General features: G+C 61.9%; 21 protein-coding genes. 15 read left to right on the top strand and 6 right to left on the bottom strand.

Annotation, left to right across the window (positions count from 1 at the left end):
- Positions 1–160: 160 nt before the first annotated feature.
- Together OP10G_RS06395 and OP10G_RS06390 are read right to left on the bottom strand one after the other, a co-directional pair.
- Positions 161–1186: a sugar-binding protein gene (locus OP10G_RS06395; protein ID WP_025226714.1), complete on the bottom strand. Its 1026-nt coding sequence runs from the start codon at positions 1184–1186 to the stop codon at positions 161–163.
- Positions 1187–1312: 126 nt separating this feature from the next.
- Complete coding sequence (locus OP10G_RS06390; RefSeq protein WP_025226715.1) at positions 1313–2350, bottom strand: NHL repeat-containing protein; 1038 nt, start codon at positions 2348–2350, stop codon at positions 1313–1315.
- 485 nt (positions 2351–2835) lie between these two features.
- Here OP10G_RS06390 and OP10G_RS06385 point away from each other — a divergent pair, with 485 nt between their 5' ends.
- Positions 2836–5184 carry a glycoside hydrolase family 127 protein gene (locus OP10G_RS06385; RefSeq protein ID WP_227625074.1) on the top strand — a complete coding sequence of 783 codons (2349 nt, stop codon included), beginning with the start codon at positions 2836–2838 and terminating at the stop codon, positions 5182–5184.
- 194 nt (positions 5185–5378) lie between these two features.
- Positions 5379–7640: a glycoside hydrolase family 127 protein gene (locus OP10G_RS06380; protein ID WP_025226717.1), complete on the top strand. Its 2262-nt coding sequence runs from the start codon at positions 5379–5381 to the stop codon at positions 7638–7640.
- Between the two features lie 4 nt (positions 7641–7644).
- On the opposite strand, the gene OP10G_RS06375 is transcribed toward OP10G_RS06380, so the two are convergent.
- A complete protein-coding gene (locus OP10G_RS06375; protein ID WP_025226718.1) occupies positions 7645–8046 on the bottom strand; it encodes a hypothetical protein in 402 nt (133 codons plus the stop codon).
- Between the two features lie 205 nt (positions 8047–8251).
- Here OP10G_RS06375 and OP10G_RS06370 point away from each other — a divergent pair, with 205 nt between their 5' ends.
- The 6 genes from OP10G_RS06370 to OP10G_RS06345 all read left to right on the top strand — a co-directional run bounded on the left by OP10G_RS06370 (position 8252) and on the right by OP10G_RS06345 (position 13999).
- Complete coding sequence (locus tag OP10G_RS06370) at positions 8252–8638, top strand: hypothetical protein (protein ID WP_144241024.1); 387 nt, start codon at positions 8252–8254, stop codon at positions 8636–8638.
- 24 nt (positions 8639–8662) lie between these two features.
- Entirely contained in the window at positions 8663–10102 is a 1440-nt protein-coding gene (locus OP10G_RS06365; protein ID WP_025226720.1) for a DUF4139 domain-containing protein, read from the top strand.
- A 19-nt stretch (positions 10103–10121) separates the two neighbouring features.
- Entirely contained in the window at positions 10122–10910 is a 789-nt protein-coding gene (locus tag OP10G_RS06360) for a GNAT family N-acetyltransferase (protein ID WP_025226721.1), read from the top strand.
- Positions 10911–11232: 322 nt separating this feature from the next.
- Positions 11233–11976, top strand: coding sequence for a (Fe-S)-binding protein (locus OP10G_RS06355; protein ID WP_025226722.1), 744 nt, complete (start codon positions 11233–11235; stop codon positions 11974–11976).
- Positions 11973–13376: a lactate utilization protein B gene (locus tag OP10G_RS06350; protein ID WP_025226723.1), complete on the top strand. Its 1404-nt coding sequence runs from the start codon at positions 11973–11975 to the stop codon at positions 13374–13376. The genes OP10G_RS06355 and OP10G_RS06350 overlap by 4 nt, the downstream gene beginning before the upstream one ends.
- On the top strand, positions 13373–13999 hold the full coding sequence (locus OP10G_RS06345) for a LutC/YkgG family protein (protein ID WP_025226724.1): 627 nt from the start codon (positions 13373–13375) through the stop codon (positions 13997–13999). The genes OP10G_RS06350 and OP10G_RS06345 overlap by 4 nt, the downstream gene beginning before the upstream one ends.
- 105 nt (positions 14000–14104) lie before the next feature.
- Here the strand turns inward: OP10G_RS06345 and OP10G_RS06340 are convergent, their stop codons facing one another.
- Entirely contained in the window at positions 14105–15310 is a 1206-nt protein-coding gene (locus tag OP10G_RS06340) for an ROK family transcriptional regulator (protein ID WP_025226725.1), read from the bottom strand.
- Positions 15311–15465: 155 nt separating this feature from the next.
- Between OP10G_RS06340 and OP10G_RS24150 the strand changes: the two genes are divergently transcribed.
- From OP10G_RS24150 to OP10G_RS06305, 7 genes are all read left to right on the top strand, one after another.
- The gene (locus tag OP10G_RS24150; RefSeq protein WP_025226726.1) at positions 15466–16311 is read left to right on the top strand and encodes a prepilin-type N-terminal cleavage/methylation domain-containing protein; all 846 of its coding nucleotides are present in this window, start codon (positions 15466–15468) and stop codon (positions 16309–16311) included.
- Positions 16312–16314: 3 nt separating this feature from the next.
- Positions 16315–16527 carry a hypothetical protein gene (locus OP10G_RS06330; protein ID WP_025226727.1) on the top strand — a complete coding sequence of 71 codons (213 nt, stop codon included), beginning with the start codon at positions 16315–16317 and terminating at the stop codon, positions 16525–16527.
- A gap of 90 nt (positions 16528–16617) precedes the next feature.
- On the top strand, positions 16618–17622 hold the full coding sequence (locus tag OP10G_RS06325; RefSeq protein ID WP_025226728.1) for an ABC transporter substrate-binding protein: 1005 nt from the start codon (positions 16618–16620) through the stop codon (positions 17620–17622).
- A 13-nt stretch (positions 17623–17635) separates the two neighbouring features.
- The gene (locus OP10G_RS06320) at positions 17636–19144 is read left to right on the top strand and encodes a sugar ABC transporter ATP-binding protein (protein ID WP_025226729.1); all 1509 of its coding nucleotides are present in this window, start codon (positions 17636–17638) and stop codon (positions 19142–19144) included.
- Positions 19141–20133 (top strand): ABC transporter permease, encoded by a 993-nt coding sequence (locus tag OP10G_RS06315; RefSeq protein WP_038472683.1) that lies wholly within the window; start codon positions 19141–19143, stop codon positions 20131–20133. Before OP10G_RS06320 ends, OP10G_RS06315 begins: the two co-directional genes overlap by 4 nt.
- Positions 20130–21080, top strand: a complete 951-nt coding sequence (locus OP10G_RS06310; RefSeq protein ID WP_227625073.1) for an ABC transporter permease subunit — start codon at positions 20130–20132, stop codon at positions 21078–21080. Before OP10G_RS06315 ends, OP10G_RS06310 begins: the two co-directional genes overlap by 4 nt.
- Positions 21081–21167: 87 nt before the next feature.
- Positions 21168–21389, top strand: coding sequence for a hypothetical protein (locus OP10G_RS06305; RefSeq protein WP_025226732.1), 222 nt, complete (start codon positions 21168–21170; stop codon positions 21387–21389).
- Between the two features lie 91 nt (positions 21390–21480).
- Here OP10G_RS06305 and OP10G_RS06300 read toward each other — a convergent pair whose 3' ends face one another.
- Positions 21481–22296 (bottom strand): hypothetical protein, encoded by an 816-nt coding sequence (locus OP10G_RS06300; protein WP_025226733.1) that lies wholly within the window; start codon positions 22294–22296, stop codon positions 21481–21483.
- Entirely contained in the window at positions 22293–22790 is a 498-nt protein-coding gene (locus OP10G_RS06295) for a hypothetical protein (RefSeq protein WP_025226734.1), read from the bottom strand. The genes OP10G_RS06300 and OP10G_RS06295 overlap by 4 nt, the downstream gene beginning before the upstream one ends.
- Positions 22791–22877: the final 87 nt, after the last annotated feature.

The raw sequence follows: 22877 nt of genomic DNA, 5'->3' as shown, positions 1-22877 counted from the left end.
TTTATGAACGGCTTGGGCGTCCTCGGACCGATGCTTCGTCCCGTAGCCCGTGGCTTCAGCCGCGATTCAAGCCTTCGACCGGAATAAATCCCTAGTCAGAGGTTGAGTAGATCGTAAAAGTGTTTGCCAATCGACGATTGGCAAACACTCGCCCAAGATTTTACTTACCCTTTAGCTCGGCGAGCTTCTTGGAGAATGCCTCGACGGAGTCTTTGTGGATCGCTTGCGTTGGGACGATGATCTTCTTCTCGGCGGGGACGACAGACTTGTCGCCCTTCAGATACTTGGCCATCATCGTGATCGCTTGGTAGCCGAATTCGAACGGCTGCTGGACGATGGTAGCGTCGATCGAGCCGTCTTTTACGCCGGCGAGCGTGTCTGCTTCTTCGTCGAAGGCGATGATCTTGACCTTGCCGGTCTTGTTGGCATCTTTGACCGCGCTTAGGATCGCCGGTCCGTTGTAGCTCCAGAGGCCGACGAGTCCAGCCACGTCCGGGGTTTTGACGAGCGTGTCGGACACGTTCGCCTTTGCGCGGACCCGGTCGGTGTCGTCGGTGAGCAGGCCGAGGATTTGGATGTTGGAGCCCTTGAGCGCGTCGCTCAGTCCTTGGAATCGCTCTTTGGCGTTTTGCGCGTCGCTCTTGCCGACGAATACCATGATCTTGCCGCCGCCCGGCAGCGCCTTCTTCACTTCATCGGCCGCCATTCGACCAGCGGCGACGTTATCGGTTCCTACGTAACAGGTTCGCTTGCTTTCCGGCGCGTCGCTGTCTTGGGTGAAGACCAGGGTAGAGCCGGCCACTTTGTCTAGCTCGGCGGTTTCATTCTTGGGGTCGACCGGGCTGACGGCGATGCCGTCTTCGCCTTTGGTGACGAGGTCGTCCAAGATCTGCGTCTGAGTAGCGGCGGTGCCATCGGACGGCATTTTGAAATCGACTTCGACGTCGGATAGTTCCTTGTCGGCTTTTTCCGTTCCCTTCCGGGCGATCGTCCAAAAGTCGGACGAGTTGTTGGTTACAAAGGCGAGGTGAAGGGTTTTCCCGGTTTTGTTGTCGGTGGTGGCCGGCGGAGTGGTTGAGCCGGTCGTGGTCCCTTCGGCAGTGGCGGCGCCTTTGTCTCCACAGCCAACCGCAAAAACGAGCACTGTTCCGAGTGCCAGAAACTGAAGCGAATTTCTCTTAATCATCGTCAAGCCGTCCTTCCGAAGCGAGTGGCGATGCGATGTTATCACAAGGGAGGCCCGGCGTTGGGCGTTAGGCGTTGGGCGTCGGGTCCAACAACGCCCAGCGCCCAACGCCTAACGCCTTCACACCTACCTCGTCGCGAACCGGCGGACGTGGTTGAAGGGGCCGCCGTCGCCGTTATTGCCGTCGGCGACCCATAGGGTTTGGCCGTTCGGGGAGATATTCAGGCCTTCGATCCCGAAGAACTCGGCGGCGGCGCCGACGCCGTCGGCGAAGCCGGCAACGCCGTTGCCGGCGAAGGTGGAGACTTGGCCGTTCGAGATGCGGCGGATGAGGTGGTTGCCGTTGTCGGTGAGATAGATCGTGCCGTTCGGGGCGATCGTGACGCCCTGCGGATGGTTGAACGTCGCGTTAGCGACGGCGGTGTTCAGGGCTCCCGCGGCTCCGGTGCCGGCGAATGTGGTGACGTCCCCGGTGAGGGTGACGCGGCGGAGCCGATTGTTGTTTTGATCGGCGACGAGCAGGCTTCCGTCATGCATGACCGCGATGCCGTACGGACGGTCGAACTGAGCATTCACGCCGTTGCCGTTGGCGAACCCGGGGGTGCCGGTCTTGCCCGCGAGGAAAGTCTTGGCGCCCGTCGCGGGGTCGAGCAGGTAGACCGTGCTGTTCCCGAGGTCTCCGCAAGCAAGTCGGCCGTCGGCGAGGGCGGTCAGGCCACGCGGTCGGCCCAGGTTACGAGCGACGACGGTCGGCACGCCGGTCGTGGTGTTGATCTCCCAAACCGTACCGGTGGTGGCGTCCTTCTGGCCGGTGTCGTTTCGGTCGGTTTCGACGAAGAGGCGGCCGGTAGAGGTCAAAGCGATCCCAAAAGGGGTGCTGAAGTTGGCTTGGGTCGTCAGGGTGGAGACGATTCCGGTCGGGGAGATCTTGCGAACGGCGTCGTTGTCGAAGTCGCAGACATAGACCGTGCCATCGGGCGCCGCCGCCACGTTGACCGGATTGCTGAACCGAGCGGTGGTTAGGTCGCCGTTGACCAATCCCGACTCGGAGGAGCCGAAGACCTCGGAGGGGGGCTGGGGCTGACCCGAGGAACCGCTTCCGCCGCATCCGGCAAGGGAAGCCGCTGCCAGCGAGACGAAGAAGAAAAAGCCAGACTTTCGCATGGCGTCAGTGTCGCGTATTGCGCGTATTCTGCGATAGGGTCCTAGCCAGCGAATGGGTCTACGGTTGGCTAGCCTATCGCTAGTAGGGTTGCACCGTCCGGAGTTCTTTGACGGCCCGAAAGTGTTTGACATTAAATTTGCAGAGCTCGGCGTCCAAGCCTATCGCGGTGAAGGCGATGAGGACGTCTAACAAGCCCAGACGGTGAGAGAGGTGGAACTTCGCGAAGCAGTCAGCCGTTCCTCCAACTCCTTGGGCATCTCCACATGAATCATTTTCTCTTGCCTTTTTAGGTCATGCGACTTCGTAAGTCTACCGTTTCTAGTACGTTGAGGAAGCTTCTCAGATGTCGTCCTCCAAACATCAAAAGCAGCGAAATTAGATAAAGACTTAACGATTTAAGGGATATATTAAAGTGTCCTAAGAAAATCAGTGCGACCCCGTTTGAAGTGCAATGCCGCTCCTCTTTTCCCTTACACTCCTCGCCATGTCCGGACCCACAACGCCTATGCGCGACTACCCGGTGAAGCCGGTCCCGTTTACCGCGGTGCACCTGCACGACGTTTTTTGGGCGCCCAAAATCGAGACGAACCGGGCCGTCACCATTCCGTTCGCATTCCAGAAATGCGAGGAGACCGGTCGCGTCGACCTGTTCGAACGGGCGGCGAAAGTTCTGCGCGGCGAGCCGCTGGAGAACAAGAAGCCGCCCGGATACCCGTTTGACGACACCGACATTTACAAGGTCTTGGAGGGGGCCTCCTACGCGCTGAGCGTGAAGCCGGATCCCAAGCTGGAAGCGTACGTGGACAGCCTCGTCGCCAAGATCGCGGCCGCTCAGGAACCCGATGGCTACTTGTACACCACCCGCACCATCGACCCGGTTCACCCGCACGCCTGGTCGGGCGCCGAGCGGTGGGTGAAGGAGGAGGATAACAGCCACGAGCTTTACGACCTCGGCCACCTATACGAGGCTGCCGTGGCGCACTACCAGGCGACTGGCAAGAAGACGCTGCTGAACGTCGCATTGAAAAGCGCGGACCTCTTGGATCGAACCTTCGGGCCAGGTAAGCGCAAGATCTGGCCAGGGCACCAAATCGTAGAGATGGGATTGGTGAAGCTGAGCCGGGTAACGGGCGATCCCCGGTATACGAACCTCGCCAAGTTCTTCCTCGACTCCCGGGGCGGCAGCGGCGAATATTGGCAGGCTCACAAGCCGCCGGTCGACCAGACCGAGGCGGTAGGCCACGCCGTGCGGGCTTCGTACATGTACTCCGGAATGGCCGACGTGGCCGCGATGACCGGCGACGTCCGGTATCTGACCGCGATCGACAAGATTTGGGACAACGTGGTCAGCAAGAAGCTGTACATCACCGGCGGCATCGGCGCGACGGGAGCGGGAGAGGCGTTTGGGCAGAACTACGAGCTCCCCAACATGAGCGCTTACTGCGAGACGTGCGCCGCGGTCGGCAACGACTATTGGAACCAGCGGCTGTTCCTCCTGCACAAGGACGCCAAGTACGTCGACGTCTTCGAGCGAACGCTATACAACGGGCTTATCTCCGGCGTGTCGCTCGATGGCAAAGGATTCTTCTATCCGAACCCGCTGGAGTCGAGAGGGCAGCATGCTCGCTCGCCGTGGTTCGGCGTGGCCTGCTGTCCGGGAAATATCACCCGTTTCATGGCCTCGGTCCCGGGCTACTTCTACGCGCAGGACAAGAGCAATCTGTACGTGAATCTGTATGCCGCCGGGTCGGCGGATATCAAGATGGATAGCGGCCGGAAGGTTCAGGTCGTGCAGGAGACGACCTATCCGTGGAACGGCGACGTCAAGATCACGGTGAACCCGGATCGGTCTTCCAAGTTTGCTTTGAACGTGCGCATTCCCGGCTGGGCGCGGAACAAACCGGTGCCGAGCGATCTTTATCGCTTCGCCGAGATGGTGAAGGCGCCGGTCGGCTTGAAAGTGAATGGAAAGGAAGTCCCGATGATTCCCGACAAAGGGTACGTCGCTTTGAACCGGACCTGGAAGAAGGGAGACGTCGTGGAACTTTCGCTGCCGATGCCGGTTCGGCGGGTGGTGGCGAACAGCCAAGTAGCGGCGGATCAAGGGCTGGTCGCGCTCCAGCGCGGCCCGGTCGTCTACTGCGCGGAGTGGCCCGATAACGGCGGCAAAGTACGGAACCTGATGGTCCCGAACGAAGCGGCGCTGCACCCTACGATGCAGCCCGACCTTCTGGGCGGGGTCGTGACGCTGAACGGAACGGCGGAAACGCTGGCGTACGACAAAGCCGGCAAAGTGGTGAGCGAGCCGCATCCCTTCGTCGCGATTCCGTACTACACATGGGCGAATCGCGGACGGGGCGAGATGGAGGTATGGCTGCCGAATACCGAGGCCTCGGCGCATCCGACCCCCCAACCTACGATCGCCTCACAAGGAAAAATCACTACCTCGCGGGGAACGAACCCGACGGCGATTAACGACCTGAGCGAGCCGAAGACCTCGGAAGACGAAACCTCGTTCTTCCACTGGTGGCCGCGGAAGGGAACCACGGAGTGGGTGGAGCTGACGTTCAAAGAGCCCGCGACGGTGTCGGAAACGGAGATTTACTGGTTCGACGACACCCACCGCGGGGAATGCCGTGTTCCCGAGTCGTGGCGCTTGCTGTACAAAGACGGCGACCAGTGGAAGCCGGTGGAAACCACGGATCCGTACGGAGTCAAACTGGACGCCTTCAATAGACTGACGTTCAAGCCGGTGACGACGAGCGCGTTGCGGGTGGAAGTCAAGCTTCAGCCGAATTGGTCGGCGGGGGTTCAGGAATGGAAGGTCAAGTAATCCCCCGTGGCGCCGGCTTCCGGCCGGTAGCCCTAAAGTGGCGTCGGCTTTCAGGCGGCAGACTTATCCCTACGGTGCTGCTAGGAACGTTGGCTTCCGGTAAACAATACTTTGGGCTACCGGCTGGAAGCCGGCGCCACGTCGTAGCGGTTGGCCTACTCATCCTCGGCGCTACGTCCTTCTCCCAAACCCCCATGCACAAGCCCCAACTCAAGGCCGAGCCGTTCCCGCTGTCCGATGTCAAGTTGCTCGGCGGCCCGTTCGCCGATGCGACGAAGAGAACCGCCGATTATCTCCTTACCGTCGAACCCGACCGCCTCCTGCATAGCTTCCGGCAACATTCGGGCCTCGCTCCGAAAGGGAAGATCTACGGCGGATGGGAGAACTCGGGCCTCGCGGGGCATTCGCTGGGGCACTATCTCACCGCCTGCTCGCAAGAGTTCGCTTCCAGCGGAGACAAGCGGTTTAAAGACAAGATCGACTACATCGTCGACGAGCTCGTCGCTTGCCAGAAAAGCCGTCCGGACGGATACATCGCCGCAATGCCGGATGGCGACCGGATGTGGGCCGAGATTAAAAAGGGGGAGATCCGGAGTCGCGGGTTCGACCTAAACGGCTTATGGTCCCCCTGGTACACCCATCATAAGGTCTACGCCGGGTTACTTGACGCCTACCGGTTGACGGGCAACAAGGCCGCCTTAGGGGTTGCCGAGAAGTTCGCCGACTGGGCGATCGAGACGACCAAGGGGTTGACCGACGAGCAGTGGGAAAAGATGCTCGGCACCGAATATGGCGGCATGAACGACGCGATGGCGGAGCTTTACGCCGCGACCGGGCAGCAGAAGTACCTCGACCTCGCGCGCCATTTCTACGATCACCGCGTCCTCGATCCGCTCGCCAACGGGGAGGACGACCTCCCCGGTAAGCATTCGAACACCCAGATTCCCAAGATTATCGGCCTGGCGCGTCTGTATGAATTGACCGGTGACGAGAAAGACCAAAAGATCGCCGAGTTCTTCTGGCGGCGGATCGTCGAGCATCACACCTATGCGATCGGAGGGAACAGTAACCACGAGTACCTCGGCCCGCCCGATCATCTTGCGGATCGGCTCAGCAGCAACACCTGCGAAACGTGCAACACGTACAACATGCTCAAGCTGACCCGGCACCTCTTCGAATGGGAGCCGCGCGCGGAGCTGTTCGACTATTACGAACGGGCTCACCTGAACCACATCCTCGCCTCACAGAATCCGGCCGACGGCATGGTCACCTACTTCATGCCGCTCGGCACCGGCAGCCACCGCGAGTACAGCGATCCCACCGACAACTGGACCTGCTGCCACGGCTCCGGGATGGAAAACCACACGAAGCACGCGGATAGCGCTTACTTCCACCACGGCGGCGACCGGCTCTGGGTGAACCTGTTTATTCCGACAGAGCTGACGTGGCGGGAGAACGGGATGAAGCTGCGCCAGACGACGAACTACCCGAACGACGGCGCCGTCAAGATCGTCGTCGAATCCGGTTCGCCGAAGAAGTTCGAGATGAACATCCGCCACCCCGGCTGGGCGGAGGGGGAAATGATCGTCAAGGTGAACGGAGTAGCCCTGGCTCGCTCCAACGAAACCGCCTCCTACCTCACCATCAACCGCACGTGGCACGCCGGCGACCGGATCGAGTTCACGGTCCCGATGCGGCTCGATACCGAGGCGATGCCGGACGCGCCAAACCGGTTATGCGTGAAATACGGTCCGCTCGTGCTCGCCGCCGACCTCGGACCGGACGGCGGCCCCCAGCCTCGGACTCCAGTGCTCGTCACCGGTACCCACGGTCCTTCGGATTGGCTTGCCCAGGCGCCCGGCAAGCCGATGGAGTGGACCACCAAAGGAGTGGGCCGCCCCGCGGAGCTAACCTTCCGCCCGTTCTATACGTTGCACACCAACCGCTACGGCGTCTATTTCGACCGGTTCACCGAGGACCAATGGAAGCAGGCGGAAGCGGAATTTCGCGCCGAGGAGGCACGGCAGCGGGATTTGGAAGCGCGCACGGTGGACAACGCCCGGATCGGGGAGATGCAGCCGGAGCGAGACCATAACCTGAAATCGGAGAAGAACGACATCCGTGGCGCCAACGGCCGCAACTGGCGAACCCCGCTCGAGGGTGGCTGGTTCGAGTTCGAGATGAAGGTGGACCCGGCGAAACCGATGGAGCTGGTTCTCACCTATTGGGGAAGCGACCGGTCCCATCCCGAGTTCGACATCCTCGTCGACGGCCAGAAGATCGCTACCGAAGACCAGCCCCACCGCAAGAGCAACGTCTTCTTCGACGAAACTCACGCGATTCCTTCGGAGCTGACGAAAGGGAAGTCGAAGATCGTTGTCCGGATCCAAGCGATTCCCGGCAAGCCGGCGGGGTCGGTCGCCGGAGCAAGGGCCATCGTGGCGACCCGCGGGTAAAGCTCTACTTTAGTGGCGAGCGCCTGATCTCGGAGACGGACAATCCGTCTCCGAGAACGCAGGTTTCGAGGAACTTTCCACGCCTTCGGACTACCTTCACGTCGACCTCTACCGGCCGGCCAAAGAAACCGACCCGCCGCTCGGCCGGCTGGAACATCATCACCGGGCCTGACGATTGGTCCCACCGGGCCACCGTCTTCTTCACCTCGGGAGAGACGTCCACTGTCCGGTACTCCTGCTCCTTCGCCATCTCGTAAAAGCTCTGAACCCCCGCGGGGCCGGCGACGAGGCGATCGGCCCGAACCTTCGGCAGCCAATAGGCGACCAAGAAGATAACGACAATCAGTGCGAGGACGACACCGCCGACCAGGAGCCGACGCGGACGTTTTCTTTCGGGGGCTGCCATCTGAGTAAGTGTGATCCATCGCGGCGGAGAGCAAGTTGGAGGCTCCGCCCGCGGGACAATCCGGGCCATGGGCATAAGATATTGAATAAGCTCGTTTTAAACTCCAAGACCACAAAGTCGTGAAATTTGAAGGTACAAACGTTATTCGATGTCTGGTGCATCCCGAGTCCAAATGGTATACCGTTGGTTCCTTGGACTCGTCTGGGTGTGTGCATTCGCGCTCTTTGGCTTGCACGTCGTCAATCTTGCCGCCTTGTGGGGGGCGATCGGAGCCGAGCCGGGTGGGCCAATTTTTCCCCGGGATGCTTCCCGCACTGGAAACCCGTTGTCCGGGGCGCTTTCGGCGGTCGGGTTGGCGGCGACGGTTCCGGCATTCGTGTTCGGTGCGTTGGCGTGGAGTCACCCGCGCCTCTGCCGAGGCGCGTCGCTCGCGGTTTCGATTGCCGCCATCTCGGTTGCCGGCTTCGAACGGATCGCGCCGAGGCAACCGCTCCTGGGAATGGTCCTTAGCGCGATCTCGCTCTTCGCGGCGGTCGGACTGTGCGCCTCCAGCTTCGTTCTTCGCCGCAACGAACATAAAACTGAACCTTAGGACGATTCGCCGTAACCTAAGCGTGTGAAAACCAACGCCTTACACTGGAGCTGGGCCGTCGCCGGCCTAAGCCTTTCCGTCGTCGCCGGTTCCGGATGCAGGCGCGCCGCCGCCGCCGAACCCACCGTCGCCGATCCGTCCGTGCCGCTGGACCTCACCGTCTACAAAGAGGATTTCGGCATGGTTCAGGAGCGGCGTCCCGTCGATCTCTCGGCCGGCGCCAACCATCTGCGCCTCGGCAACGTCAGCGCCACCCTCGACCCGAGCTCTGTCATGTTCACCGCTCCCAACGGTTCGCATGTGGTCTCCACGACTTACGACTTGGGCGTGGGTAACAACCAAAACTTGATCCGCCGGTTGGCGGGCAAAGAGGTCGAGCTGATCTGGGCGTCCACATCCGGCCACGAAGGAGACCGGATTAAAGGAAAGCTCGAGCCGACCGCCGACGGTGGGTTTCTTCTCCGCACCGCCGATAAGGTGTACATCAACCCCGCCGGCACGCTGGTGGCGCCGGCCGACTCCGACGTAGCCACCCTCCCCGGCCTCGCCGTCCAAATTGAAAGCGATCGAGGCGCTCGCGAAGAGCTGGGGGTTTCCTACCTCACCCGCGGTCTCTCCTGGAGCGCGGATTATGTGGCTCACCTCGACCCGGCGACGTCCAAAATGTCCGTCGAGTGCTGGGCGAGCGTGGAGAATAAGACCGGAATTCCGTACCGCGATGCGAAAATCGCGTTTGTCGCGGGAAGCCCCAATCGGGCCGTTAGGGAACCCTCCTACGCCCCTGCTTCGACAGCGGCGTTTACGGTCGATAGCGCCCGAATGACCAAAGTAGATACGGGGCTTGCAATGCAGCCCCAGTCGATCGGCGAGCTCTACGAGTACAAGCCCAAAGACAAAGCAACGATCGGCGTCGACCAGATCAGCCGGGTTCGAATGTTCGAGGCCACTAAGGTCCCGGTCCACTTGGACTACGGCATCCGTCTGAACCCTCTCTACGCATGGGGAGGCGGCGAGGCAAACCATCAGAACGCCCAACTCTCGGTGAGCCTGGATAATAAGACCGCGAGCGGATTGGGAATGCCGATGCCGAGCGGCAGCGTACGGATCTTCCTGCGAGACGGCGACGCCGACCGCTACACCGGCGCCGATACCCTCGGGGACGTTCCCGTTGATGGCCACGTCAATCTAACCCTTAGCAAGGTGTTCGACGTCACCGCTGACTCCTCCATCGTCCGCAGCAAGCGAGTCGACAAACACACTGAGCGAAAGACGCTCCGGGTGATCCTCAAGAACGCCAAGGCGACCGACGTCGAAGTCAGAGTGGTTCAGGCGATCGGTGGAAAGTGGACCTTCGCGAGCGGCGAAAAGCCGGAAAAGATAGATGCCGCGACCTCCCAGTGGAAGGTGCGCGTTCCCGCTCACGGCAAGGCGACCCTGGAATCCACGTTGAACCTGAAGGGTTAGCTCGGGCGATAATAGGGCGATGACGCTGGATCAGCTCATCGCCCTCGACCGCCAAAGCACCGTGGCTCTCCCGTGCTTTCGCGAAGAGCGTGTCGGTGACTGGATCCTCCGTTTCGGCGGCGGTATGTACGGCCGAGCGAATAGCGTCCAACCTTTCGGCGACCCAGGTATGCCGCTTCCGGATGCGGTGGAACTCTGCGAGACCTCGTACTTCGCCGCCGGTTTACCATCCCTCTTCCGCCTTCCCCACATCGGAGACTGGGAAACGCTCGACCAGGAGCTCCTTAGCCGAGGCTACGAGATCAACGACGACGCCCTTGTGCAGGTTGGCCCGCTGGGGGACTACGGGGCGGACGAAGTGGATCTCCTCGAGGCGCCCACGGCGGAATGGTTCGCCGCCTTCCTCATCGGCAGCGGCCGCGCCATCGGTCGGGAAGCGGCGGCGGAGAGGCTGCTCCATCTGATGCCTGCGCCTCGGCGGTTCGCCACTCTTCGTACCGAAGGACGAATCGTCTCTCTCGGCATCGGAACGATCTGCGAAGGGACCCTCTGGCTATTTGGGATCGCCACCGTCCCCGAGTTCAGGGGCCGTGGGTACGGCCGCGAGGTATGCCACGCCCTAGTAGGTTGGGCCAAAGCCGAAGGCGCGGATCGGGGAGCGCTACAAGTCGGATCGAAAAACGAGCCGGCCCTCCGTCTTTATCGGAATATGGGATTTACCACCGTCTACGACTACCACTACCGCCGCCGTGTATCCCCACGGACCGCTGGTCTCCAGACCGGCCTCACTAACGGCGCCGCCGTCTAGATGCAGGTTGACTCGTACCTGCGCGACAACGCTCCAACGTTCTCTCAGCTTCGTCAGAAGACGAAACGCTCCCGCGCAGGTACGAGCCAACCTGCGGCCCCGATTCCGCTTCGCTTCGACTACAACGCTTCGCGTCAGCGTTCCCCACCAGCCGCGGAACGCAGACAACCCTCCCCAACCTCGAAGAGGTTGCGCCCCCTAGCGAAGGGTTGCAAGGTACGAGCTACCCTGGTGCAAAGCGCCCCGCATTCCTACCCCAAAGGGGTTGCGTACCTCGCCCCATCCGACCTGCGAAAGCAGTAGACTCCCGGGACTCCCGCCGATGAAGGTCGACCTCTTTATAACCTGCCTGAACGATGCCCTCTTCCCCCGGACGGGGGAGGCAACCGTGCGGGTATTGGAGCGGTTGGGACACGAGGTCGTCTTCAATCCCGAGCAAACCTGTTGCGGGCAGATGCACTTCAACACTGGCTACCAACGCGAGGCGCTGCCGATCATTCAGCGGTTCGTCCGAACCTTCCGCGACTCTGAGGTGGTCGTCGCACCGAGCGGCTCGTGCGTCGCGATGGTGCGCGAGCTGTATCCTCGGGCGGCGGAGTGGGCGGGCGAGCACGATCTAGCCAAGGAGGTCGCGTTGCTCGCGCCGCGCGTATTCGAATTGAGCGAATTTCTGGTCGGAAAGTTGGGAGTCGAGGACGTGGGCGCTTACTACCCGCACCGGGTCACCTACCACCCCACCTGCCACGCCGCCCGCCTCCTGAGGGTCGGCGACATGCCGCTTCGGCTTTTGAGGAAAGTGAAGGGAATCACCCTGGTCGAGCTACCCGCCGCCGACCAGTGCTGCGGGTTCGGCGGAACGTTCAGCGTCAAGAACGCCGACACGAGCATCGCGATGCTCGCCGACAAGGTGCAAAACGTATTAGGTACCAAGGCGGAGGCGTGCACGGCGGGAGATAACAGTTGCCTCATGCATATCGGCGGCGGACTCTCGCGACTGCGAACCGGCGTACGCGCGGTTCACCTCGCCGAGATCCTCGCGAGTACCGAGCAGGAGGCGTTCGCGTGAGCGGAGGCGGAATCCGGCCCGCGAAGCCGTTTGCCCAGGCGGCGCATGCGACCCTGGCCAACGCCCAGATGCGGCGCAACCTCCGGCATGCGACGACCACGATCCGCGAGAAGCGGCTTCGTGCCATCGCGGAGCTGCCGAACTGGGAAGCGATTCGCGTCGAAGGCGCCGCCGTTAAGGATGAGGCGATGGCCCACCTTCCCGAGCTGCTGCAGCAACTGGAACAACAAGTGGAGCGTGCTGGCGGCAAGGTCCACTGGGCCCGAGACGCGGCGGAAGCGCGGCGCATCGTCGCCGACCTCTGCGTATCTCACGGCGCGAAAGAGGTCATCAAGGTTAAGAGCATCGCGACCGACGAGATCGAGCTGAACGGGGGTCTGGAGGAGCGAGGGATCTTTGCTCTCGAAACCGACCTCGCCGAGCTGATCGTCCAGTTGTCCGGCGACACCCCGAGCCACATCCTAGTCCCTGCGATTCACCGGAACCGGTCGGAAGTGCGAGAGTTGTTCCAGCGAACTCTCGGAGCCGACTTGCCGACCGACGAGCCCAAAGTGCTCGCCGACGCCGCTCGGACGTACCTGCGGGAGAAGTTTCTGACCACCAAAGTCGCGATCAGCGGCGCGAATTTCGCGATCGCGGAAACCGGCACCGTCTCCGTCTTCGAGAGTGAAGGGAATGGTCGCATGTGCCTCACGCTGCCGGAGGTGCTGATCACTGTCATGGGGATCGAGAAGGTGATCCCACGGTGGCAGGATCTCGCCGTTTTCTTCCAACTCCTCCCCCGATCGAGTACCGCCGAGCGGATGAATCCTTACACGAGCTGCTGGACTGGCGTCCATGCCGGTGACGGCCCTAGGGAGTTTCACCTGGTGCTGCTCGACAACGGCCGCACCTCGGTGCTTGCCGACAAAGTGGGGCGGCAGGCGCTTCGCTGTATCCGCTGCTCGGCGTGCCTCAATGTGTGCCCGGTGTACGAGCGAGCCGGCGGTCACGCGTACGGCAGCGTCTACCCGGGGCCGATCGGCGCGATTTTGACCCCGCAGCTTCTCGGCATGCACGATAGGAACGCGAACACGCTTCCGTACGCTAGCTCCCTATGTGGCGCGTGTTTCGACGCGTGCCCGGTGCGGATCGACATCCCCGAAGTGCTGATCTACCTGCGCGGGAAGACGGAGCACGGCGGAATCGAATCGGTCGGAATGAAAGCGATGGCGTGGGCGATGAACGATCCCAAGCACTTCGAGCTCGCCCTGCGATTGGCGAGGATCGGGCAAGGACCGCTCGTCCACAACGGCGTTATTCGCTGGCTGCCGGGAATGCTGGGGGGTTGGACCAGCGCGCGCGACCTCCCGGCGGTACCGAAACACTCGTTCAGAGAGTGGTGGAGGAACCGCAAATGAGCGATGCCAAGGCCGAGATCTTGGCCCGTATCGCAGGGGCGAGGGTGGCGGATTTCACTGCGCTTCGTTCTCCGGTCGTGCCTTCGAATCGATCCCGCCACGAGGTAATCGAACAGTTCGCGGAATATGTTGCCGAATACCGTGCCTCCGTCCGGCGAGTCACTTTGGAGGAGCTGCCGTCGGCGATCGCCCAATTCCTCGCCGAGCGGCGAAGTGAGCGGGTCGTGGTTCCCGCCGACCTCCCGGACGGTTGGTGCCCGCAGGGTAGTCCAGACGAGGGGTTTTCGCATCGGGAGTTAGCCGAGATGAACGCGGTGGTGACCTCGTGCGCTCTCGGCATCGCCGAAACCGGAACCATCGTGCTCGACGCCGGACCCGGCCAAGGCCGCCGAGCCCTCACCCTCATTCCCGACCACCACATCTGCGTCGTGCGCGAAGAGCAGGTCGTCGACTCCGTCCCCGAAGCCGTAGCTGCTCTCGCAACTAGTATCCGAGATGGCCGCCCCCTAACCTGGATCAGCGGCCCCAGCGCCACCAGCGACATCGAGCTCTCCCGCGTAGAAGGCGTCCACGGCCCCCGTATTCTGGACGTCCTCATCGTAGCCTCGGCTCCCAGCCGATGACCGTAGCATGGGCTTCCAGCCCATGTGTATCACGACCATCCTGGTCGTGTTTCGGACCAGGGACAGGATGCCCCTGGGACCCACGGGCTGGAAGCCCGTGCCACCTTAGGTCAGGCGGGGGCCGACCGCGGCGAAAACTTGGTCCAGCAGACCGGCAAGCGCTCCGTACAGCTTGTTCCCTTGCGCGCGGTGCAACTGCACCCCTTCGAAGGAAGGGCCGAGGGCTCGGGCGCGGGTTTTTACCCGCAGGCGATCCATCGTGTCGGGCGCGAGGTCGAGAAGGCGGCCGTGGAGGAAGATCGCTTCGGGGTTAAAAAGGTTCGTTACAGAGGAAAGCGCGATCGCCACGTAATCGAGCGTGCGGTCCAACTCCGGAGCGATATCTAGGTTCCCGCGGGCGATCCGGTTCGTCATCTCTTCGAACGAGAGCCGCTGGCCGACCCGCGCGCAGACGGCGTTTAGCAGAGCGGTGTCGGTCGCCACCGTCTCCATGCAGCCACGATTTCCACAGCCGCAAAGCTGGCCGTTGGGCTCGGCGGTGACGTGGCCGATCTCTCCCGCAAACCCTCGCCGGCCGTGGATGTAGCTTCCTCCGCTAACCACCCCCATTCCCATACCGGAGCTGACGTCGACCACCGCATAGTCGGATAGCTCCTTCGCCCGCCCCAGCCGCTGCTCGGCCAGGCAAAGCGCATGCTCCTCTTGGGTGCAGACCACCTCGATCTCCAACCGCCTTTGTAGGTCCGTGCACAACGGTTGGCCGTCCAAGAAATGGAGGTTTGGAGACATCGCCACTCGTCCGGAGCCCTCATCGACCAAGCCGGGAACCGCGAGTCCGAGGCCGAGGCATCGCCCCTTTCCCGGCTTGAGATAGGCGTCTGCGTGCCGAAAGATCGCCTGAAGCAAGCCGTCGTAATCCTTGGGGGTGGGGAACCGTTTTGCCTCGGCATCACGTGGGATTCCGTCAAGCCCGGAAGGGGCGATCACGCACTCGTCGATGTCGATGCGCACCCCTAGCACCATCGCGGTCGAGGATGAGGCGAGGCGAAAGACCTTTCCCGGACGCCCCTTAGCGGTTGCGCGATCGTCGTCGGACTGCTCCAGCCAACCGGTTTCTAGTAAGTCTGCGATCGTGCTGGAACTGGTCGGAGGCGCCACGCCCGTGGCGCGGGTCAATTCGGCTCGGGTGCTTGGTCCTCGGGTTCGAATCTCTTCGAGGAAGCGGCGCATGTTGATCCGCTTGAGGGTGGCCGGGCGCGGTGGGTTTTGCTGGACGCCGAGTCCAAGATCCGATTGAGGCCTCTCTTCCATATTGCGAACCGGGGCGAGCCCATTAACAGTATCACCTAATTTATCGGTAAATAAAGCTAAGCACTTAATCTTCAATCATTTCTTTAATAAGTCTAAAAATGTCGTATATTAAAGCTATTCGGGGCTGCACCCGTTGCACCAAGGAGAAACTTGCAATGTCGCACAGCGCATTTTCTATTCGCGTCGGAACCGCCCGCCGCGCTTTTACTCTTATTGAACTTCTCGTCGTGATCGCCATCATCGCGATTCTCGCTGCCATCTTGTTCCCCGTCTTCGCTCAAGCCAAGCAGGCCGCCAAACGAACGGCCACCCTCTCCAACCTCAAGCAAGACGCCCTTGCGAACGTCATGTACGCCAACGACTTCGACGACACGCTCGTCCTGGTCTGGCTAGGCGGTCCGTGGACCGGACCGGATGGCGGATTTGCGATCCAGAAGCTCTATCCGTACATCAAGAACCTGGACACGGTGTGGGATGCTTCGAACCCGATTCCAAATTTCCAGGGTGGCCGCCCAATGAAGGACGGCTACTGGGGAGACTGGACGGCCAGTGGAACCCTCGGCTTTTCGAACGGAGGCATGATGATGCCGAGCCAGGGATACAAGCCGCGGGTCATTAGCTCCCAAGAGCATCCCGCCGAGCTGATGATGATGGCCGCTTGCCGAACCAGCGACCCGCAAGGTTGCTTCGCGTTCACCGAAACCCAGCCCTCTTGCTACAACAAGATCCAGGGGCGGTGGGAAGACCCTCAGAGCCCCGGATACGCGGCGGCGTCGTATCACAACAACATGTTGCCGAGCGCGATCATGGATGGCCATGCGGTGGCGGCGAAGGGAATGATCTACTCGCCTCCGGCGAACGACTGCGATGCCCAGACGTTCGCTTGGTGGTCCGGCAAGTCGAGCAAGGGAGATTACACTCCGAACAACGAGTGGTCGGCGCACTATCTGACCCCACGAGTCCTAAACTTCTGGGGCACCTGGTGGGACGGTACCAAGTAGACGATGAAGAAAGAGCTGAGCCCGGGCTCGATCGCGATTGCGGCGGTGGTCGTCGTAGCGATCATCGCGGTGATCGGCTGGACCCTATTTGGGTCCAGCCTCAGCGCCGGCCCACCGATTAAGCCGCACGCGTACGTGCCGCCCGCCGGCTATCGCATGCCCCAGACGGGAGGCCCTATCGGCGCTCCCGCTTCCGGCCAACCGGCCAAGAAATAACCCGGATTCGACGTCACAAATCCGTCAACTGCAAGCCGCCAACCGCTGACCCGGTGCCAACCGCGCCGCGTTAGGTAAAGAATGATCACGATGAAGCGCAACGCCGCCGTTCTATCCCTCCTCGCCTGCGCGGGGGCACTCCTTTCTCTCGTCGGTTGCGGCGATTCGGGAAGTACGACCTCCTCCAACTCTCCGGCCCCGGAGACCAAGACGGGCGCCGCGCCGAAGAAGTACACGGTCGGTTTCTCCCAAATCGGAGCGGAGAGCGCTTGGCGCACCGCCGAGACGAAGTCGGTCCAGGACGAGGCGCAGAAACGGGGCGTAACGCTCAAGTTCGCGGACGGCCAGCAGAAGCAGGAGCTTCAAATTCAGGCCGTCCGCAGCTTCATTGCCCAAAAAGTGGACGTTATCTTCCTCGCTCCCAAGGTGGAGACCGGTTGGGAGCCGGTCCTTCGCGAAGCGAAGCGGGTAAACATCCCGGTCATCTTGCTCGACCGAGGAATCAAGGTCTCGGACGACTCGCTTTACAAGACGCTGCTAACCTCCGACTTCGTGGAGGAAGGGCGCATGGCCGCCAACTGGCTCGCGAAGCGGATGAACGGAAAGGGGAACATCGTGGAGCTTCAGGGCACCGTCGGCTCCGCTCCGGCCAACGACCGGAAGCAAGGGTTCGCGGAGGTCCTCGCCAAGTTCCCGGACATGAAGGTGACCAGGTCGCAAACCGGCGACTTCACGATCGCCAAGGGGAAGGAGGTCATGGAGGCGTTCCTCAAGGCCGACCCCACGATCCAGGCCGTGTACGCGCATAACGACGACATGGCGCTCGGCGCCGCACAAGCCATCGAAGAGGCGGGCAAGAAGCCGGGCAAGGACATCATTTTGGTCAGCATCGACGGCGTCCACCAAGCGCTGGAGGCGATCAAGGATGGAAAGCTGAACTGCAGCGTCGAGTGCAACCCGCTCCTCGGCCCGGGGGCGTTCGACGCCGCCGAGCAGATTCTTGCCGGGAAAGACGTTCCCAAGCGGATTGTCTCCAAGGATCAGCAGTTCGACGAATCGACCGCCGCCCAGGCGCTACCGACCCGGAAGTATTAGGCCCATCGAAACGATGAGCCAACCGACCGAAGAAACGCTTCTCGAGATGCGCAGCATCTCGAAGGCGTTTGGGAGCTTTCGAGCTCTCGATAACGTGGATTTCCACCTTCGAACCGGGGAAATCCACGCCCTTCTCGGTGAAAACGGAGCGGGAAAGTCCACCCTCATCAAGGTAATGACGGGCGTTCTTCCCCCGGACTCGGGCGAGATCCGGCTCTCTGGCCAGGCGATCCGGCCCAGATCCCCGCTCGATGCCCAGGCGCTCGGCATTGCCTCCGTCTACCAGGAGGTCAACCTTCTTCCCAATCTATCCGTCGCCGAAAACGTGATGTTCGGGCGGATGCCTCAAAGTTGGCGTGGCATCGATTGGAAGAAGCTGAACCGGCAAGCCGAAGAGGCGTTGGCCGTTCTCAACTTGGAGATCGACGTGCGGATGCCACTCGGCTCGTACTCCATTGCGATCCAGCAGCTCGTGGCGATCGCCCGGGCGATCTCTACCAACGTGCGCGTTCTCGTCCTAGACGAGCCGACCTCGAGCCTGGACGAGGCGGAGGTGGAGGGGTTGTTCGTCGTCCTGCGCCGATTGCAGGGGAGGGGGATCGGCATCGTCTTTATCACCCACTTCCTCGACCAGGTCGATGCGGTCGCGGACCGGATCACCGTCCTCCGGAACGGGAAGCTGGTCGGCGAATACCCTTCATCCTCGCTTAGCCGGGTCGAGCTCGTGTCGAAAATGATCGGCAAGGAGCTCGGAGCTTTTGCCGCTGAGCAACAATCCGTCGTCCATGCCACCGAAGGCGCGCCCCTGCTGCAGGCGGAGGGGCTCCGCAAGAAGCGGGTCGGCCCCGTCGACCTCGCCATCCGAGCCGGCGAAACCGTGGGGCTGGCGGGCCTACTCGGCTCCGGAAGGACCGAAACCGCTCGGATGCTCTTCGGGTTGGACCGCCCGGATGGCGGGGCTCTCCGTTACGAAGGAGCCGATGTCCACTTCCGCGCGCCGAGGGCCGCCATGCGCAAAGGGCTCGGGTACTTGCCGGAAGACCGAAAGCTGGAAGCGATCATTCCCTCGCTCTCGATCCGAGAGAACGTCGCTCTGGCGTTGCAGGCGAAACGAGGGTGGCTTCGGCGGATGTCGCAAGAAGAGCAGCGGGCGCTGGCGGAGAAGTACCGGCAGGCGCTTGGGATCGCGACCGACTCCATCGAGAAGCCGATCGGCCAGCTCAGCGGAGGCAATCAGCAGAAGGTGATCTTGGCCCGATGGCTTGCCACCGAGCCCAATCTCTTGATCCTTGACGAGCCGACGCGCGGGATCGACGTAGGGGCTCGCGAGGAAATCGAGCGGCTGATCGCCTCCCTTTGCCGGGACGGCATGGGGATGCTGATGATCTCGTCGGAGATCGACGAACTGCTTCGCTGCGCGGATCGTTTGGTGGTGCTCCACGAAGGGAGACAGGTCGGCGAGCTCCCCAGCAGCGCAACGGACGAGCAAGTGATGCACCTCATCGCGGGAGGCGGGGCTTGACCGCGGCCCAGCACGGATCGGCCCTGCGCCGGTCGGCATTGCCGGTAGGACTGATCCTCCTCCTGCTCATCTTGAACACGGTAAAGTCACCCGGCTTTCTGGCCGTTCACAGCGTCAACGGCGCCCTAACCGGCAGTCTCATCGACATCGCCAACCGGGCCGCGCCGGTGATGATCCTCGCTTTCGGAATGACCCTGGTCATCGCTACCGGCGGCATCGATCTTTCCGTTGGCTCTTTGGTCGCGATTTCCGGCAGCTTGACCGCGTATTTGATCACGTCGCGGCCGAATCTGCCCGTCTTCGGTGCGTTGACGCTGAGCCTTGGGCTTTCGCTCATCTTGGGAGCGATCAACGGGCTGCTCGTCGGCACTTTTCGAATTCAACCGATCGTCGCGACGCTGGTCCTCATGGTCTCCGGCCGCGGCGTCGCGCAGCTATTAACCCAAGGGCAGATGATCCGGCTCTCGGACCAGACCCTCTCCTATTGGAAGGCGGGACGGCTATTTGGGCTCCCTACTTCGATTTACCTAGCCCTTGTCGCCGGGCTGTTACTGTTCGCCCTGACCCGAGGAACCGCGCTCGGGCTCTTCTTGGAAGCGACTGGCGATAGCGAGCGAGCCGCGGAAACCGCCGGGATCGACGTTCGCGGGGTCAAGCTGGCCGCTTACGCGGTAAGCGGGCTTTGCGCCGGACTGGCCGGCCTGGTGATCATGTCCGACACCCACGTGGCGGACGCAAACTCGGCGGGGCTTTACATGGAGCTGGATGCGATCCTTGCTGTGGTCTTGGGCGGCACCCTGCTCAAGGGGGGGCGCTTCAGTCTGGCGGGTTCTGTTCTTGGCGCGCTGCTGATCCAGACCCTGACGACCACGATCCTCACCACCGGCGTCAAGCCGGAAGCGAACCTGATCGTGAAGGCGACAATGGTTTTGGTGGCGTGCCTGCTTCAGTCGGAACGGTTCCGGGCGAAGTTCAGGAGGAAGGCGTGAGAGCAGTCGTTTCGCGAATGCCGGTCGTAACCGCATTCCTGGTTTTTGCCCTTTTCTGCGGCATCACCGGATCGCGGCACCACGAATTCTTGCAGCCGAACGTGTTCTGGAACATCCTGCGGGACAACGCTTTCCTCGGCATCGTGGCAGTGGGGGAAGCGTTCGTCATTCTCAGCGGGGGGATCGACCTGTCGGTCGGCGCGATGATCGGCCTGACCAGCGTTTCGATGGCGGCGTTGATCGGCGCTCACGTGCATCCATTGTTGGCGATGGGGATCTGCCTTGCCGGCGGTACGACGTTCGGCGGGGTGATGGGCAAGGTCATCTCTTACTTCGAGGTTCCACCCTTCTTGGTGACTCTGGCGGGGCTCTTCTTCGCTCGCGGCTTTGCGTACTTGGTGTCGACGGAGAGCACGGTTATCTCCCACCCGCTCTACAACAAGATCGCTGACACCGAGTGGATCTCACCTCTACTCTTCGGCCTCGTGCTTATCGTAGGACACTATCTTCTCCACTTCCGCCCGTTCGGGCGAGCCGTCTATGCGATCGGCGGAAACGAGCAGTCGGCAAGCCTCATGGGATCGCGGACGGAGCGGACGAAGACGCAGATCTACGCGCTAAGCGGCTTCTGCGCCGCCCTCGGCGGCATCGTGTATACGTTCTATACGGTTTCCGGCGATTCGACGGCCGGCGTCACCCTGGAGCTCGACGCGATCACCGCCGTCGTGATCGGCGGTACGCTGCTTACCGGCGGCTACGGCAGCCTCGTCGGTACCGCGCTCGGGGTTTTGCTGCTGGGCGCTATCCAAACCGCAATCACCTACGAAAACAACATCTCCTCTTGGTGGACTCGCATCATCGTCGGCGGCCTGCTGCTCATGTTCTTGTTGATTCAGAAGGCGGTGGAGAAAGGCGCGGCGGCGCTGGTGGCTCGCCGGAGCGCGTAGCCGGACATTTGTCGAACATTCATCGCCGAATCGCGAAAAAGTGCCGGAAAATGGAAGCGAGGGCAACTGCCCTAGGAGGTCTTTTCGATGACCGATCGTAACCGAGCTTGGCGCCGCCGACAGGAACGCCTTGTGTCTTGGAAAGGTGAAGAACAGCAGCGCGTCGTCGCTAGCCAGTTTCAAGATCCGAATGCGAAGCCGCTGGCCGCATTGAAGCAACACCAGCACGGCAAGTTGACGCACGTGCAAGATCTAAGGCTGGCGTATAGCCTCAACTTTCAAGCGACCGACGGTTACGACTCTGTGTAGAACGGTCTCCGGGGCGGCCCTTGCCGCCCCGGAGACCACAATCCAAGAACGTGGCAGGGGCGGCCCGTCCCCGTTTATAACGCAAGCCCGCCTACCCCTTCTGCTTCGCAATAATGCGATCCAATAGATCCGGAACGAGTCGCTCGATAAATCCGGCCACGAACGCCCAGAAGAGCACAAGGCTGAAGTCTCTCGAGCTTGCCGGCATCATAGCCCAGACGTACTGCTGGGTCCGCCTCCGCTCCCCCTCTTCCGTTCGAATCTGAGCGGGCCCACTCGGGGTCGGATTCTCCTTGGTCCCGCCGACGGCGGACTCCGGCTTTGATGGACTCTTCGATGCGGCGGACGCATCCGGACGGTAAAGGGCAGTCGCCGTATCGACCGAAGTCGGCGGACGCGGGCCGTCGACATCCGGTAGATAGACCGCCTGGCTTGTGGCCAGCATGTTCGGAAAGAAGGTCCCGTTCACGACGTTGGCGCAGAAGCCGATGTACAGCACGATCGCGAACACCGCGCCTAGGAGCGGAGCCGTGTAGACGCTCTTCATCGCCTGCTTGAACTGGATCACCAGCGTATCCTCGTCCCCTTTGGTGGGGGCGTTCGCTACCCGGATCATCGCGCTCACGGCTCCGCCCATCAGTCCGGCCCAGATGACGAACGCGGGGACCGGCCAGTAAATCCTGGAAAGCGCCTTGTACGTCCCCGGCCCATATCCGAGGGCGATGGCGAGCAATCCGAGGGCGAATACGGTGGCGGTGAAGGCCGCCAACCGCTTGAGCGTCACGATTCTGCGATGCTCCTTGTCTCGCACCGAAGAGAGCAATAAGTAATACCGGGCCAAGATGCTGGCCATCTCCTCCCGAAGCTCCTCCGCGGAAACCGGAGCCGGCGGCGGGTTAAGGGTCATGTCGGGCCTCCCGATTCGGTTGTCGGCGGGGTCAGGTCGGCGCGAGTGTCGCGAATGGTGATGGCGTGCGGATTCGGTGACGCCTGCTGGAAGTATCGGAGGACGATCGGGTCGTCGTCTCCGGCGAGCGAGCGGTACCGCACGAGGATCTGCTCACGCAGGTAGGGCAACTCGATCGCCGGACAGCACCGGATGATCGCGTTCTCCAGCGCGAAGAGGTCGCTGTAGTCTGCGTCGTGAGGGTGACTCTCGAGCTCCAACTGGTTTTTGACCAGCTCGGTTTGTCGAAAGAGTTCCTTTGCCGTTTCCTCGGTCTGTGGAAGCGACCGGAATCTCATCACCGCGATCCGGTAGTAACGCGGGAAGAAACTGTCTTTGAAATAATCGTCCAGATCGGGGCTCCCCTTTGGCCGGACAAGGCGCTGGTACCAGGCGCGCCCTTTCTTGGGCGGAGGAGAGGGGGCCGCTACCGCACTGAACAACGAGAAGAACACAGTACGATAATCATCCGCCAATTCGTTGAGAGAGACGCCAAGTAGATTTGCCGGTTAGCCAGGTCCATTCGAAAAACCCTCCGATTC

Origin of the sequence: Fimbriimonas ginsengisoli Gsoil 348 (assembly GCF_000724625.1) — a bacterium.
Taxonomy (GTDB): domain Bacteria; phylum Armatimonadota; class Fimbriimonadia; order Fimbriimonadales; family Fimbriimonadaceae; genus Fimbriimonas; species Fimbriimonas ginsengisoli.
Note: the sequence above shows the minus strand (reverse complement) of the source record. Positions and strands in the feature narration are given on the sequence as shown.